The 14,511-nt window shown below is 50.8% G+C and carries 12 protein-coding genes; 2 read left to right on the top strand and 10 right to left on the bottom strand.

From position 1 onward, the window contains the following. Positions 1-36: 36 nt before the first annotated feature. The 3 genes from hemP to ppsR form a co-directional block, all read right to left on the bottom strand. Positions 37-225: a hemin uptake protein HemP gene (gene hemP, locus NNO03_RS06190; protein WP_271449083.1), complete on the bottom strand. Its 189-nt coding sequence runs from the start codon at positions 223-225 to the stop codon at positions 37-39. A gap of 209 nt (positions 226-434) precedes the next feature. Continuing rightward, the gene (aroH, locus tag NNO03_RS06185) at positions 435-1,481 is read right to left on the bottom strand and encodes a 3-deoxy-7-phosphoheptulonate synthase AroH (protein WP_137383350.1); all 1,047 of its coding nucleotides are present in this window, start codon (positions 1,479-1,481) and stop codon (positions 435-437) included. Between the two features lie 126 nt (positions 1,482-1,607). Then, positions 1,608-2,441, bottom strand: a complete 834-nt coding sequence (ppsR, locus tag NNO03_RS06180; RefSeq protein WP_137383349.1) for a posphoenolpyruvate synthetase regulatory kinase/phosphorylase PpsR — start codon at positions 2,439-2,441, stop codon at positions 1,608-1,610. Between the two features lie 329 nt (positions 2,442-2,770). Here ppsR and ppsA point away from each other — a divergent pair, with 329 nt between their 5' ends. After that, positions 2,771-5,149 (top strand): phosphoenolpyruvate synthase, encoded by a 2,379-nt coding sequence (gene ppsA / locus NNO03_RS06175; RefSeq protein WP_271449082.1) that lies wholly within the window; start codon positions 2,771-2,773, stop codon positions 5,147-5,149. Positions 5,150-5,216: 67 nt separating this feature from the next. On the opposite strand, the gene fadK is transcribed toward ppsA, so the two are convergent. From fadK to NNO03_RS06150, 5 genes are all read right to left on the bottom strand, one after another. Further along, positions 5,217-6,854, bottom strand: coding sequence for a medium-chain fatty-acid--CoA ligase (fadK, locus tag NNO03_RS06170; protein ID WP_271449081.1), 1,638 nt, complete (start codon positions 6,852-6,854; stop codon positions 5,217-5,219). Between the two features lie 81 nt (positions 6,855-6,935). Continuing rightward, positions 6,936-7,229, bottom strand: a complete 294-nt coding sequence (locus NNO03_RS06165) for a ferredoxin family protein (RefSeq protein ID WP_271440768.1) — start codon at positions 7,227-7,229, stop codon at positions 6,936-6,938. Beyond that, positions 7,226-8,515 carry an FAD-dependent oxidoreductase gene (locus tag NNO03_RS06160; RefSeq protein WP_271449080.1) on the bottom strand — a complete coding sequence of 430 codons (1,290 nt, stop codon included), beginning with the start codon at positions 8,513-8,515 and terminating at the stop codon, positions 7,226-7,228. The genes NNO03_RS06165 and NNO03_RS06160 overlap by 4 nt, the downstream gene beginning before the upstream one ends. Before the next feature lie 57 nt (positions 8,516-8,572). Continuing rightward, the gene (locus tag NNO03_RS06155; protein WP_271449079.1) at positions 8,573-9,508 is read right to left on the bottom strand and encodes an electron transfer flavoprotein subunit alpha; all 936 of its coding nucleotides are present in this window, start codon (positions 9,506-9,508) and stop codon (positions 8,573-8,575) included. Positions 9,509-9,529: 21 nt separating this feature from the next. After that, positions 9,530-10,294: an electron transfer flavoprotein gene (locus tag NNO03_RS06150; RefSeq protein ID WP_271449078.1), complete on the bottom strand. Its 765-nt coding sequence runs from the start codon at positions 10,292-10,294 to the stop codon at positions 9,530-9,532. A gap of 509 nt (positions 10,295-10,803) precedes the next feature. On the opposite strand from NNO03_RS06150, the gene NNO03_RS06145 reads away from it, so the two are divergent. After that, positions 10,804-11,694, top strand: coding sequence for an AraC family transcriptional regulator (locus NNO03_RS06145; RefSeq protein WP_271440772.1), 891 nt, complete (start codon positions 10,804-10,806; stop codon positions 11,692-11,694). A gap of 54 nt (positions 11,695-11,748) precedes the next feature. Here the strand turns inward: NNO03_RS06145 and NNO03_RS06140 are convergent, their stop codons facing one another. Further along, complete coding sequence (locus tag NNO03_RS06140; RefSeq protein ID WP_271440773.1) at positions 11,749-12,900, bottom strand: acyl-CoA dehydrogenase; 1,152 nt, start codon at positions 12,898-12,900, stop codon at positions 11,749-11,751. Positions 12,901-12,913: 13 nt separating this feature from the next. Continuing rightward, positions 12,914-14,509 (bottom strand): acyl CoA:acetate/3-ketoacid CoA transferase, encoded by a 1,596-nt coding sequence (locus NNO03_RS06135; RefSeq protein ID WP_271440774.1) that lies wholly within the window; start codon positions 14,507-14,509, stop codon positions 12,914-12,916. Positions 14,510-14,511: the final 2 nt, after the last annotated feature.

The following is a 14,511-nucleotide window of genomic DNA, read 5'->3' as shown; positions in this document are numbered from 1 at the left end:
CCTGGGTATCACCTGGGTGGCTGGCGTAATAGGTATTTATTTAGTCAGAATGAGTTTTCCGGCATGTGTCTGGCGCAGCAGGTAGTGCTGACCATCATGTTCTATGATCACTCGTCCTTCATTTCCCAGCAGGCTTTTACTGTCAATCCGACGTTCGTTAGGCGTGACAGAGGGCGGTGTTTTTTCTTTTGCAGGCGTTGCTGTAGTGTTATCCATACGTGACATAGTGTTTAAAAATAACAATCAATGTAACAATGATAATCATTATCAATAAACTGAGAATTTGCATCAAGCCTTTTTGTGAAATAATTGTGACGGGATCAAATTTGCGGGATTGCGCTGCATTAAAAAAGCCCGGTAGCATGATGCTGACCGGGCCTGGAGGGGCACGAACCGTAGGTCGGGTCAGGCGAAACCGCCACCCGGGCATGATGTTAGAATCGACTGTCTACCGCCGCGGCGAGTTTTTCGACCAGCAGTTCCGTATCTTCCCAGTTCAGGCAGGGATCGGTGATTGACTGACCATAAACCAGTGGCTGGCCGCTGACGATTTTTTGCGTACCTTCGCGTAAGAAACTTTCCGCCATGATCCCTGCTATTGCCGTCGAACCATTGCGAATCTGCTGACAGACGTCATCGCACACTTCTAACTGACGGCGATGCTGCTTCTGGCAATTGCCATGGCTGAAATCCACCACCAGATGCTCCGGCAAAGAGAATTCATGCAGTGTATCGCAGGCAGCAGCAATATCTTCGGCAGAGTAGTTCGGCTTTTTACCACCGCGCATGATGATATGACCGTAGGGGTTGCCGCTGGTCTGATAGATAGTCATCTGCCCGGTTTTATCCGGTGAGAGGAACATGTGGCTGGCGCGTGACGCGCGAATAGCATCGACGGCGATACGTGTATTGCCATCTGTCCCGTTTTTGAACCCGACAGGGCAGGAGAGCGCAGAAGCCATTTCACGGTGAATTTGGCTCTCTGTGGTGCGTGCACCAATTGCGCCCCAACTGATCAGATCGGCAATAAACTGCCCTGTCACCATATCGAGGAATTCAGTGGCTGTCGGTACACCCAGTTCATTGACCTGTAACAGCAGTTTACGTGCCAGCTCAATACCATGATTTACACGATAGCTGCCATTCAAATCCGGGTCGGAAATGAGGCCTTTCCAGCCCACGACGGTACGCGGTTTTTCAAAATAGGTACGCATCACGATTTCCAGACGCGCCTGGTGTTTAGTACGCAGTGCCTGCAAACGCGTGGCGTATTCCATGGCGGCATCGAGATCGTGAATCGAGCAAGGGCCAACGATAACCAGCAAGCGAGGGTCTTCACCATTCAAAATTTTTTCTATCCGGCGTCGGGATTCCGTGACATGACGGGCGACGGAGGACGAAACAGGATGCCGTTGCGCAAGCTCTGCTGGAGTGACCAGGTTGTCAATACGCGCAGTACGGAGTTCATCGGTTCTGTTCATTACTTATCTCAGAAATTTGTTGCTTCAACGGCAGGACTACCGGGAAGTGATGTACATCACAATATCACACTCATCCTGCCTGGTGGCGAGCATAATAACAAAAAATCGAACCAATGCACTAGCATTCTAGTACATGCGGCGATTCAGCCCCATGATGTCGAGGATCTTGGTGGCAATCTCTTCTACTGAATAATTGGTACTGTTTAACCACGGAATTTGATTTTTCCGGTACAGCGCCTCTACTTCAGCAACTTCCATTCGGCACTGGCGCAGCGAGGCGTAGCGACTGTTTTCACGGCGTTCTTCGCGGATGGCCGTCAGGCGTTCAGGGTCAATCGTCAGACCAAACAGTTTGTGTTGTAACGGCTTCAGAGAGGCGGGCAGTACCAGATTATCCATATCATCGGCAATAAAGGGGTAGTTAGCGGCCCGGATACCAAACTGCATTGCCAGGTATAAGCTGGTAGGCGTTTTTCCGCAGCGGGAAACTCCAAGCAGGATCACCTGTGCCTGATCAAGGTTGCGCAACGAGATACCGTCGTCGTGCGCGAGGGTATAATCAATGGCGGCAATACGCGCATCATACTTGTTGAGATTGCCAGGATTCAGGCCGTGCGTGCGATGCGCGATCGGTGTGGGGTCGAGTTTCATCTCGTGTTGCAGCGGGGCAACCAGTGCCTGGACGATGTCCTGGCAAAAACCCTCGCTTTGTAAAATGATCGAGCGAATTTCCGGCAACACGATGGAGTAGAACACCAGCGGACGCACACCCGTTTGTTGATAAATGGCGTCAATCTGGTCTTTAACCGCACGAGCACGACTCTCATTTTCAACAAACGGCAGCGTAATGCTGCTGATCGTGACCGGAAATTGCGACATTACCGCATGACCCAATACCTCTGCGGTGATGGCGGTGCCATCAGAAATATAAAATACATGACGATCAACAGCATTATCCATTTTGCTCATCCTGGGGGCAGACATAATTCTCTGAAAGCATAAATTAAAATTCGTCAGAAGCGAATATTGCTGTATCTATTTTATAAAATGAAACGCTATTTTTATATTTAATGAAAAGTACATTTCATTTTTCGGAACAAATGTTTATACCGACTGATTTTGTGGTGATCCCGTGCCGTTCGCGGGTTTGCGCAAATGCGGAAAGAATCTGAAAAAATAAAAAATAAAGTTGCTTGAACGATTCACCGTTTTTTTCGCTGAGGTAAATATGCCAAGATAATTACGCAAAATTGAGTTTCCTAACCTCGTTCATATATAAGGATTGTTCGATGTCCAACAATGGCTCGTCACCGCTGGTGCTTTGGTATAACCAACTCGGCATGAATGATGTAGACAGAGTTGGGGGCAAAAATGCCTCCCTGGGTGAAATGATTACTAACCTTTCAGGTATGGGCGTTTCCGTACCGAATGGTTTTGCAACGACCGCCGATGCGTTTAACCAGTTTCTGGACCAAAGCGGCGTAAACCAGCGCATTTATGAGCTGCTGGATAAAACGGATATCGACGATGTTACCGAGCTTGCAAAAGCGGGTGCACAGATCCGCCAGTGGATTATCGACACTCCTTTCCAGCCTGAACTGGAAAATGCCGTCCGCGATGCCTACGCGCAGCTGTCAGCGGACGATGCCAATGCTTCTTTTGCTGTGCGTTCCTCCGCTACCGCAGAAGATATGCCAGATGCGTCATTCGCCGGCCAGCAGGAAACGTTCCTTAACGTCCAGGGCTTTGATGCGGTACTGGTCGCTATCAAACACGTGTTTGCCTCGCTGTTTAACGACCGCGCAATCTCCTATCGTGTTCATCAGGGCTATGATCACCGTGGTGTAGCGCTGTCTGCGGGCGTTCAGCGGATGGTGCGCTCAGACCTGGCGTCTTCCGGCGTCATGTTCTCCATTGATACCGAATCCGGCTTCGACCAGGTGGTGTTTATCACCTCCGCGTGGGGACTGGGTGAAATGGTGGTGCAGGGTGCTGTGAACCCGGATGAATTCTACGTGCACAAACCGACACTGGCGGCCAACCGTCCGTCCATCGTGCGTCGTACTATGGGCTCTAAGAAAATCCGCATGATTTATGCGCCGACTCAGGAGCATGGCAAGCAGGTTACCATTGAAGACGTTCCGCAGGCGCAACGCGATATTTTCTCACTGACCAACGAGGAAGTGCAGGAGCTGGCGAAGCAGGCGGTGCAAATCGAGAAGCACTACGGTCGTCCGATGGACATCGAATGGGCTAAAGACGGTCATACCGGCAAGCTGTTCATTGTACAGGCTCGCCCGGAAACCGTGCGTTCTCGTGGCCAGGTGATGGAACGTTATACGCTGCATGCTCAGGGTAAAATTATTGCTGAAGGTCGCGCCATCGGTCACCGTATCGGTGCTGGTCCGGTAAAAGTCATTCATGACATCAGCGAAATGAACCGTATCGAGCCAGGCGATGTGCTGGTTACCGACATGACCGACCCGGACTGGGAACCGATCATGAAAAAAGCGGCGGCGATCGTCACCAACCGCGGCGGTCGTACCTGTCATGCGGCGATTATTGCCCGTGAACTGGGAATTCCGGCAGTTGTTGGCTGTGGCGATGCGACCGAACGCATGAAAGACGGCGAGAAAGTCACTGTCTCCTGTGCGGAAGGCGACACCGGCTACGTGTATGCCGACATGCTGGACTTCAGCGTGAAGAGTTCCAGCGTGGAAACCATGCCGGATCTGCCGTTGAAAGTGATGATGAACGTCGGTAACCCGGACCGCGCTTTTGACTTCGCTTGTCTGCCAAACGAAGGTGTCGGCCTGGCGCGTCTCGAGTTTATTATCAACCGTATGATTGGCGTGCACCCACGTGCACTGCTGGAATTCGATGATCAAACGCCGGAACTGCAAAACGAAATTCGCGCGATGATGAAAGGGTTTGATTCACCACGCGAGTTCTACGTAGGTCGCCTGACTGAAGGGATCGCGACGCTGGGTGCGGCGTTTTATCCGAAACGTGTCATCGTGCGCATGTCGGACTTTAAGTCCAACGAATATGCCAACCTGGTCGGCGGTGAGCGTTATGAACCGCATGAAGAGAACCCGATGTTGGGCTTCCGTGGCGCCGGTCGTTATGTTGCGGATAGCTTCCGTGACTGTTTTGCGCTGGAATGTGATGCCGTAAAACGTGTCCGTAACGACATGGGGCTGATTAACGTGGAAGTAATGGTACCGTTTGTTCGTACCGTTGCCCAGGCGAAAGCGGTCGTGGAAGAGCTGGCACGTCAGGGGCTGAAGCGCGGCGAGCATGGACTGAAGATCATCATGATGTGTGAGATCCCATCCAACGCCTTGCTGGCTGAACAGTTCCTCGAATACTTCGACGGCTTCTCTATCGGGTCTAACGACATGACACAGCTGGCGCTGGGTCTGGACCGTGACTCTGGCGTGGTTTCTGAGCTGTTTGATGAGCGTAACGATGCGGTGAAAGCACTGTTGTCGATGGCGATTCGTGCCGCTAAGAAACAGGGCAAATACGTTGGTATTTGTGGTCAGGGCCCATCTGACCACGAAGACTTCGCGGCCTGGCTGATGGAAGAGGGGATCGACAGCCTGTCGCTGAACCCGGACACCGTAGTACAAACCTGGCTGAGTCTGGCTGAACTGAACAAGTAATATCATGCCTTATCCGGCCTATTCAACGTAGGCCGGATAAGATGCGTTAGCATTGCCATCCGGCGCTTTATCCGGTAATACTCTCCACGCTCAAACGCTGAATAATATCCTGACGTAGCTGAAATTTTTGGATCTTGCCAGACGCCGTGCGCGGTAACTTCTCGACAACCACGATGTGCTCCGGGTACTTGTATTTTGCTACCCGTTTACGGCTAAAAAAGGCCACGACAGACTCCAGCGACAGCGAATGGTGCGGAGGTTTTAGCACCACATACGCACACGATCTTTCGCCTAAACGATCGTCAGGCATTGCCACAACGCAGGCATCATGGATACGCGGATGCTGCAACAGAATATCCTCGACCTCGCGGCTACTGATATTTTCTCCACCGCGCACAATAATATCTTTCTTACGCCCGGTGATTTTGATGTATCCGGCATCGTCCATTCGGCACAAATCGCCGCTGTAATACCAGCCGTCATTATCCAATGCTCGGGCGGTCAGTTCAGGTTCATCAAGGTAACCCATAAAGACATTGGGTCCGCGGGATGCCTCTTCTCCTTCCATACCCGCAGGCAACGTGTTACGTGCCTCATCGACGACTTTAATTTCCACGCCGGCAGCGGCATATCCGTCGGTGTTCATCATGCGGGAAAGTGAATCATCCAGATTGACCACCGCGTGCGGCGAGCTTTCTGTTGAGCCATAGACGCTTAACAGTTTAATGCCGAGCTGCTGACAATCGCGGGCTATTCTTTTCGGAATAGTGGTGCCGCCGCATAAGAAAAAGCGTAACGACGAGAGATCGTAGGGATGTTTTTCCACACTACACAGCATGTCATAGACGAACGGTGTAGCGCCGAGTACGCAGGTACAGCGCTGTTGTTCGAGCAATTCGAGGCAGGCAGTGGGAGTAAAAATATCCAGCAGTACGCTGCGTGCGCCAATTAAAAACGGCGCGGTCACGCCATGTAAAAAACCGGTAGCATGGCCGAGTGGCGCAGGCATTAAAAATACATCCAGCCAGGTGAGATTAAGACGGGCACAATAGGCGCGTTCACTGGCCAGGATGTTATTGTGGGTCAGCATTACCCCTTTGGGCATCCCCTCTGTTCCGGAGGTAAACAGCACCGCAGCCAGCTCATCGGCATGCACGTTGACTGGCTGAGTTAAGGGGGGTGATAAAAGAAGCTGGCTGAGTGCCAGTGAGTCTGTCGCGGGTGCCAGCTTATCGACGGCAACAATCTGTTGCAGATGCGGCAACTGGTTTTGCAAGGGCAGGATCAGATCCACCGGCCGGGTTTGTTTAAACAGCGTAGGAGCGAAAAAAATCTTTGCCTTGCATTTGTTCAGTACCCATACCAGTTCGGCTTCGCGCCAGGCAGGAAGTAGTGGTACGGAAACCGCCCCGGTTTTCAGACAGGCCAGATAGATAAGGGTGAATTCACACCAGCCGGGCAATTGAAAGGCGATGCGGTCACCAGGCTGGATTCCGCAGGCTAACAACCAGGTCGCCAGGCGGCTAGCCGCACTGTCGAGCGCGGCGTAGGTGTATGAATCGCCGTGATTATCGACCACAGCGATTTTGTCCGGCATCGCCTGGGCGGTTTGGCTCCAGTAATCACCCAGCGATGCATCCCCCCAAAATCCTTGTTGTCGATAAGCTTCCCGACGTTCGGCATTAAACGTTAATGTGACACTCATGAGTTATTCCCTGGATAATTTCGGTACACGTCCTGCCGGATAACAGACGTGCTGTACCCGGCGTACAACAGGCGATACGTGTTAGCCGTAACGGAAATCCACACCAAATGTCCCAACCGGGTATTCCCATTGTTCGAGGATAGTGGAACCGCACAGAACCCGGCAGGTACCACATTCCAGGCAGCCGGCGGAATCAAAATGAATATTTCCACTTTCGTCCTGCTTATAAAGTCCAGCAGGACAGGCTTTCAGCAGCTTGCGAAATTCTTTCATGTCAGGATGTTCGGCAAGGATGATGTGCGGATGCCCCTCATCGACATTGAATTTGTTAACGCCCAGTTTGACGTCAACATTTACGGTGTTGTCCTGACTCATAGCGCGGTTGCTCCCTTGATGCCGTCTTTCAGTAGGTTCATCAGCCCAATCTGCTTCGCGTGGGACAAAATGGTCTTGCGAATTGGCTGGTTCGGGCTGCCATCAACGGTGAACATATCGCTCATGATATCGGCCACCATGCGCGGGTATTGGGTAAACAAACGGGGGTTTTCCATTAGCGCGGGGATCTTACGGAAATGTTGTAAATCACGTATTACACAACCCTGTTCAAGGGCGCGTTTGTAGTCCATCAGGCTGCTGGCGGAGAAATCCTGACGTTCTTTCGCGGCAATGGCGGTTTTGGCCGCAGCCTCTGCAGAAGCGATCGCCAAATCCATGCCACGCACGGTGTAGCCCAGGTTCAGACAAAAACCGGCGGCGTCGCCGACGATCATCACCCCGTCATCAACCAGCTTCGGTACCATCGCCAGGCCACCTTCCGGAACCATGTGCGCGGAATACTCCAGCAGCTCACCGCCGGCGATCAGTGGGCGAATAGTTGGGTGTTGTTTAAAATCTTCCAGCATTTGCGGAATGCTTTTTGTCGCATGCTCGATATCGCCCAGACCACATACCAGCCCCAGAGAGATGGAGTCTTTGTTGGTGTACAGGAAACCTCCGCCCATCAGTCCATTAGATGGCGAACCGGCAAACAACCAGGCGGCCCCTTCATTTCCTGATAGATTAAAACGATCTGCAATGACTGCTGGTGGCAGGCCGATCAGTTCTTTTACGCCAACGGCATAATGATGCGCCGAAGAGGGCGGTACCATTCCCAGTGAACGGCCCAGCATAGAATTGACGCCATCAGCAAGGATAACGATGTTGGCTTCCAGGATATCGTCACCCGCCTGCACGCCAGTGACTTTGTTGCCTTCTCGGATCAGGGAATCGACGCGAACGCCCGGAATAAACTGAGCCCCGGCCTGTTCGGCTTTTTCCATCAACCAGGGATCGAGTCTGTTGCGCAATACGGTATAGGAGTCCTGCGCTGGGCTGTTGTCTTTTTCACGATGGAAATCGAGGGTGACAGCACTTTCTTCGGTAAGGAAAGAGATTTTTTCGCGAGTCACTTTCCGTTCGACAGGGGCTTCCTCTGCGAAGCCGGGCATAATATGCTCAAGGCTATGTGTGTAGAGCCGTCCTCCGGTCATATTTTTGCTGCCAGCACTGTTTCCGCGTTCAATAACCAGCACGTCCAGCCCAGCCTGGGCCATAACGTAACCCGCTACCGCACCCGCCACGCCAGCTCCGACCACAATGGCATCAAATTTTTCATCTGACATGTTATTTGCTCCTTTCCCGCCGCGAGTGCAGCGGGATATGTGCGTTAAATGTGGCAGTTAGCGACTGAGCTGTTCGATAAGGGCCGGGACGACTTTGTAAATGTCACCAACCAGACCGTAATCGGCGTAGTTGAAGATCGGGGCTTTTTTATCTTTATTGATGGCGACTATGATCTTCGCGCCGTTCCCGCCGACCATATGTTGAATTTGTCCTGAGATGCCCAGTGTCAGGTACAAATCTGATTTCAACAGCACGCCGGAAACGCCAATATAGCGCTCGCGCTCCATCCAGTTTTCACCTTCGGCAATAGGGCGTGAACAACCCACTTCGGCACCCAGAACGGTGGCAAGATTGCGTACCATCTGCAGATCGCTCTCGGCAACCAGGCCACGACCGACGCCAACCACGCGTTTGGCTTTGCTGAGATCCACGCTGCTGAGGGATTTGGCTCGACGTTCCTGGCAAACAATCTCATGAAGTGGCGTGATATAAGGTGCTGAGACGACAGGGCAGGTATGCGCAGGATTGGCTGCTACGGGTTCAAACATGCCTGGGGCAAGTGTGATAATGGCCAGCGCGCTATTCAGTTTTTCTTTACCGAAGGCCAGACCGCCATACATACGGTGTTCTGCAAACAGCGCACCAGCATCGAGAGTGACCGCTGTGGCGTCGTTTACCATCGCCGCATTGAGTTGAATGCTCAACCGCGCGCCCAGTGATTTTGCGCGTTTAGACGCAGGCATCAGCAATAGCCCGGTGTGTGTTTGCAGTAAGGCTGAGACAGTCTCGGCGTAGTTTTCAACACGTTGCAGCCCACAAGCGTGTTCGAGCACGATGATGTCATCGGCACCCAGCGCTTTAACCTGATCGGCTTGTTCGTTACCCTGCACAATAAGGTGTACCTGCTCGCCCCACTGGCGGGCGCCGGTCATTAATTCCGCATAGCGTTCTACGTTATCGCTAAACACCCATACGTTGGCTAATTTACTCATGATGATTGTTCTCCGTTGGGCTTAGTTCAGGGCTTTTTTCAGATGTTCGGCCAGTTCGGCAATGGCTTCTGCTGAGTCATTTTCCAAAATGATGTGCTTGCGTTCTGTCTGCGGTGGAACACTAAGGCTGACTAATTCCGCTAGTGGTGACGTTGGCGTCCAGCCAATATCGCTGGCCTGCCAGGGGGTGACGGGTTTTTTGCCGGCCCCAAGAATGGCTTTCATTGACGGAATCCGCGGTGTATTAATATCTGAGGTAACGCAAATTACTGCTGGGAGCGGCAGGTCAATGACTTCGACTTCATCTTCAAGGGTGCGCTCAACCAGTATGCGGTCGCCATTACGTTGGATCCTGCTTACCGCGTTAATCACAGGAAGCTGCAGGAGCTCGCCTACCAGTAAACCGACCTGTTGTGCGTAGACATCGCCGGACCCTTCACCGAACAGCATCAGATCAAATTCAATGTTTTTAGCCGCACAAGCCAGTGCCTGGGCAGTATCGCGCGGCAGCGCATGTTCCAGCTGTGGATCCTGCACCATAAACAGGCTATCCGGACCGCGGGATAGCACGTCTTTACGTACTTTAGAATTTTGCAACAAGGAGCCGCCCACCGTTAAGGCGACAATCTCATCGCCTTCAGCGGTAAGTTGTGTGGCGGCTTCAATCGCATTCAGATCAAATTGACTGATTTTGGCATCGGCCCGATCAAAGTTAAGCGAGCGCTCTGGGGTAACAACAATGTCCTGTTCTTCAGGCACCAACTTAAAGCAGGTTATTATTTTCATGGCATCTCCAGTGAGTCACGTTCGGATGATGACGGTGCGCGTCATTATCGGCAGTAGGGAAAATTTGACTGAAAATAGTGTGCGGCAGAGCGGGGCCTGTTTTCGACGGGGTAATCTGTTTTCATTCCCAACAATCTTGCAGAAAAATGTGCAATGGGAATGCTCAGTTTCTAAGCGAGGGGTAAATATTGTGTACAGAAAATTACACCACGGAAACCAGAGTCGGGAGGGTAATTGAGAAATACATCATATTTTTAATCGATATCTGGCGGCGTTTGTTTCTGGTATGTAAATCGTTAATGTTGAATTAATAACATTTATTCTTTTCAATTAGTATAAAACGTAAATAACGCAAGCTAAGAGCATTCTTGAGCAAGAAGTGTCATCTTGCAGACGACGCAAATAATTTTGTTTCGCTTGGATAGAATATCGTTGTATAACGTGGTTAATCGTTATCATTTAACACTATTAATTTTCCGCATATTTACCATCTAAAGGTGGAGGCTGTCATGTATCAACGATGTTTTGATAATGCCATGGAAACCCTTTTTGAGCAGGGGAAGACCCCCAGATTTTCGCGATTTGTCATCAGTGATGATCCTAACTGGGAGTCTGGTCACCATGTTCATGACAATGAGACAGAGCTAATCTATGTCAAAAAAGGTGTCGCGCGATTAATCATTGATTCTTCACTGTACGTCGCACATGCCGGGGATATTGTGGTGATAGAACAAGGGAGGTTGCATGCCGTCGCCTCGGATAGCAGCGCGCCTGCCACTACCTACACCTGCGCACTGTACGGTTTTCGTTTCAATGGTTGGCAGGATAACCAGTTGTTGCAGTTACATTCGTGTCCGGTCATCAGCGTCGGCCAGGGAAAAGAGGTTATTAAGAGTATTTTTAATGAACTGAGTATTATGATACCGCAGTGTAAAAATAATCTGTCATCCTCAGCTTATGATGCCTTTGCCTATGCATTAACCGTCTTGTATTACGAAAACTTTAAAAATGCTTATCGTTCGGAGCAGGGGTATATTAAAAAAGACGTGTTAATTAAAGATGTTCTGGTGTATTTGAATAACAACTTTCGCGAAAAAATCACACTTGACCAGTTGTCTAAAAAATTTCGAGCCAGTGTGAGTTATATCTGTCACGAATTCACTAAAGAATATCGTATTTCGCCGATTAATTATGTTATTCAACGGCGGATGACGGAAGCAAAATTTTCGCTGACGAATACGGAAGCGTCGTTAGCGGAAATCTCGTGGCGGGTAGGGTATGAAAATGTTGATCACTTTGCCAAACTCTTTCAGCGACACGTAGGCTGTACTCCCAGCGATTATCGTAAGCAGTTTAAAAATAATCTGACCGAGCAGGAATGCCTGCAGCCGGAAGTCTGATTTTCTGGCGTAAGTCCGGATAGCGTTTATCCGCTATCCGGATGACAGAACGGCTTACTTGTTTTGATAATCTTTCAGGATCTGACGTCCTGCGACGTAGATCATGATTTCATCGGTGCCACCGCCAATGCGTTCACAGCGCACATCACGCCAGAACCGGGATACACGGGCTTCATCGGTATAACCCAGACCACCCATTATCTGAATCGCGTCGTCGATAACTTCCATCGCTGTGCGGGCGCAGTACAGTTTTGCCAGCGCCGCACTGGTACGCAGTGATTGTTCCTGATCGGCCTGCCAGGCGACTTTCAATACCATATTGCGCATGTTTTCGATTTTAACCGCCATCAGCGCCAGTTTTTCCTGGATCATCTGGTTGTGGCCAATCGGTTTACCAAAGGCGATACGCTGGTTGGCGTAACGTGCGGCATCCTCGAAAGCGCATTCGGCAAAGCCGGTGCTGCGTGCTGCGTTGATCAATCGCTCCATTTCGAAGTTGTACATCACGTTGAGGAAGCCCATACCTTCTTCGCCGACCATATCACTTTCGTCAACTTCAACGTCATCAAGATAGACTTCGCAGGTACTTAACATGTGCCAGCCGATTTTATGCAGCGGATTAACTTTGATGCCGGGTTTCTTCGAATCCACCCACCACAGGGTAAAGGCTTTCTTCGGATCTTTCGGCTCGGGATCACGAGCCAGGACCAGCATATACGGGTACTCTTTGGCACCGGTAATAAAGGTTTTTTGCCCGTTAAGGTACACCTTGCCGTTTTTGCGGATGTAGCTGGTGGTGGCACTGTTGTTATCTGAGCCAGCTCCCGGTTCGGTTAACGCCAGCGCATAGGCTGGATCGCCTGTCTCCATAGTGCTTTCAGCTGTTTTACGTAGCTGCTCCGCGGAGCCAAAACGGCGCATACTGTGGATACACTGACCGTTAGTGATCAGAAAGGCAGGCGCACCACATTTTGAGACTTCCATCAGTGCCAGCATTTGCGTGACGTAATCTGCCGGAATGCCACCGAACTCTTCCGGCACGCCCAGCATCGAAATGCCGTTATCCGCAAGCGCGCGCATAAATTCTTTAGGGTAGGTGGAAGTTTGATCACAGGTGCGGAAATATTCTTCCGGGAAATTACTGGTGATCAGTTCCCGAATGCTGGCAAGCAGCAGCTCTTGTTCTTCAGTTAATGAAAAGTCCATCAGGGTACTCCTTTTAATTGGCAGCGTCGGGCAAAACAAAACCCATCGTGGCATCGATAAATAATCTTTCGTCCATCAGTTTCAGGTCTGGAGAAATAACGGGAGTGAAATCCATTTTGTCCAAAATGTCTTCTTGTAAAGAAACACCCGGGGCAATTTCCACTAAATGGAGACCGTCTTCTTTTAACGTAAATACGGCGCGCTCGGTGATGTAACGCACATCCAGTCCACGTTCGAGGGCAATTTTTCCACTGAAGGTGATTTCAGGTAATTCGCTAACGAATTTCTTCACCCGACCTTCCTGCACGATATTCAATTTGCCGTCGGCAACATCTGTTTTCAGACTTCCGGCTGTCAGGGTGCCGCAGAAAATAATTTTCTTCGAGGTGGCGCTGATATCAATAAAACCGCCAGTGCCCATGATCTTGCCATTAAATTTATGCACACCGACGTTGCCGTGCTGATCGACTTCGGCAAAGCTTAAATAGCACACATCCAGGCCGCCACCATGGTAGAAGTCAAACTGGGAGGTCATATCCAGAATAGCGCGGGTATTGACGTTGGCCCCAAAAGCGATGCCCTGCGAGGTAATACCGCCGATTGGCCCGGTTTCAACCGTCAGTATGAAGTCATCGGCACAGCCTTCTTCACGCGCGACGAGACCAATACCATCGGCAATTCCTACGCCAACGTTACCCACTGCACCTTTCCGCATTTCGAACAGAGCACGTCTTGCTACCAGTTTACGTTGGTTAAGCGGCAGGGCAGTTTGCAAGCTGTCATCAAGGATGAAATCGCCTGAAATAAAGCGGTTAACCGGCGCTCCGCCATACAGCTGAGTCTGTTCAGGATCGATAACGACGATATCCACCAGATAGCCAGGGATCCGCACTGCTTTAGGGTGCAGTGTGGCTTTCTTCACCATTTTTTGTACCTGCATCATGACGATGCCGCCGTTGTTATGCACGGCCTGCGCGATGACCAGCGCATCGAGATACATCACTTCGTCTTCAAAGGTGGCGTAGCCTTCGCTGTCACAGGTGGTGGCACGAATAAAGGCGATATTCGGTGCAATGGCTTTGTAGTAGAGATACTCTTTGTTATCAATTTCTACCAGTTTGATCAGATCTTCGGTGGTCACTTCATTGAGTTTGCCACCTTGTTGGCGAGGATCGACAAACGTGCCAATGCCGATATCACTCAAAATACCTGGCTGATGGGCCGCAGAGGCACGCAGGGTTTGAGTTAATACGCCTTGCGGATAGTTGTAGGCTGCAATTTTATTTTGTTCCGCGAGGTCGGATATACGTGGGGATTGCCCCCAATGGCCGCACAACGCCCATTTAACTAAACCTTCCTGAGCCAGTGGACTAATCCCCCGGTCTGCGCGGTCGCCCAGTCCTGTCGGGCTAATTAGCGACAAATTACGTGGGGATTGGCTATTTTTATATTTCTCAGCCAGTGCATTAATTAATGTTGTGGCCTCAAGTATCCCACCGCCAGCGCCTAATACGCAGAGTGTGGCTTCATCCGGAATATAATTAATTGCGTCAGCTGCAGATAGTACCGGTACCCGACCATCTAAACGTGTTGGTCTTGAAAGTTTCATAT

The sequence above is a fragment of the Citrobacter sp. Igbk 16 genome, assembly GCF_028069755.1.
Lineage (GTDB): Bacteria > Pseudomonadota > Gammaproteobacteria > Enterobacterales > Enterobacteriaceae > Citrobacter.
The sequence above is the reverse complement of the archived record's forward strand: the minus strand, read 5'-3'. Positions and strand labels throughout refer to the sequence as shown.

Excerpts from the sequence above, each read along its gene's own strand:
- hemP (WP_271449083.1), bottom strand. The coding sequence starts at position 225 with ATGTCACGTATGGATAACACTACAGCAACGCCTGCAAAAGAAAAAACA.
- NNO03_RS06150 (WP_271449078.1), bottom strand. The coding sequence starts at position 10,294 with ATGAAAATAATAACCTGCTTTAAGTTGGTGCCTGAAGAACAGGACATT.
- ppsA (WP_271449082.1), top strand. The coding sequence starts at position 2,771 with ATGTCCAACAATGGCTCGTCACCGCTGGTGCTTTGGTATAACCAACTC.
- aroH (WP_137383350.1), bottom strand. The coding sequence starts at position 1,481 with ATGAACAGAACCGATGAACTCCGTACTGCGCGTATTGACAACCTGGTC.
- ppsR (WP_137383349.1), bottom strand. The coding sequence starts at position 2,441 with ATGGATAATGCTGTTGATCGTCATGTATTTTATATTTCTGATGGCACC.
- NNO03_RS06145 (WP_271440772.1), top strand. The coding sequence starts at position 10,804 with ATGTATCAACGATGTTTTGATAATGCCATGGAAACCCTTTTTGAGCAG.
- NNO03_RS06135 (WP_271440774.1), bottom strand. The coding sequence starts at position 14,509 with ATGAAACTTTCAAGACCAACACGTTTAGATGGTCGGGTACCGGTACTA.
- NNO03_RS06165 (WP_271440768.1), bottom strand. The coding sequence starts at position 7,229 with ATGAGTCAGGACAACACCGTAAATGTTGACGTCAAACTGGGCGTTAAC.
- NNO03_RS06140 (WP_271440773.1), bottom strand. The coding sequence starts at position 12,900 with ATGGACTTTTCATTAACTGAAGAACAAGAGCTGCTGCTTGCCAGCATT.
- NNO03_RS06155 (WP_271449079.1), bottom strand. The coding sequence starts at position 9,508 with ATGAGTAAATTAGCCAACGTATGGGTGTTTAGCGATAACGTAGAACGC.
- NNO03_RS06160 (WP_271449080.1), bottom strand. The coding sequence starts at position 8,515 with ATGTCAGATGAAAAATTTGATGCCATTGTGGTCGGAGCTGGCGTGGCG.
- fadK (WP_271449081.1), bottom strand. The coding sequence starts at position 6,854 with ATGAGTGTCACATTAACGTTTAATGCCGAACGTCGGGAAGCTTATCGA.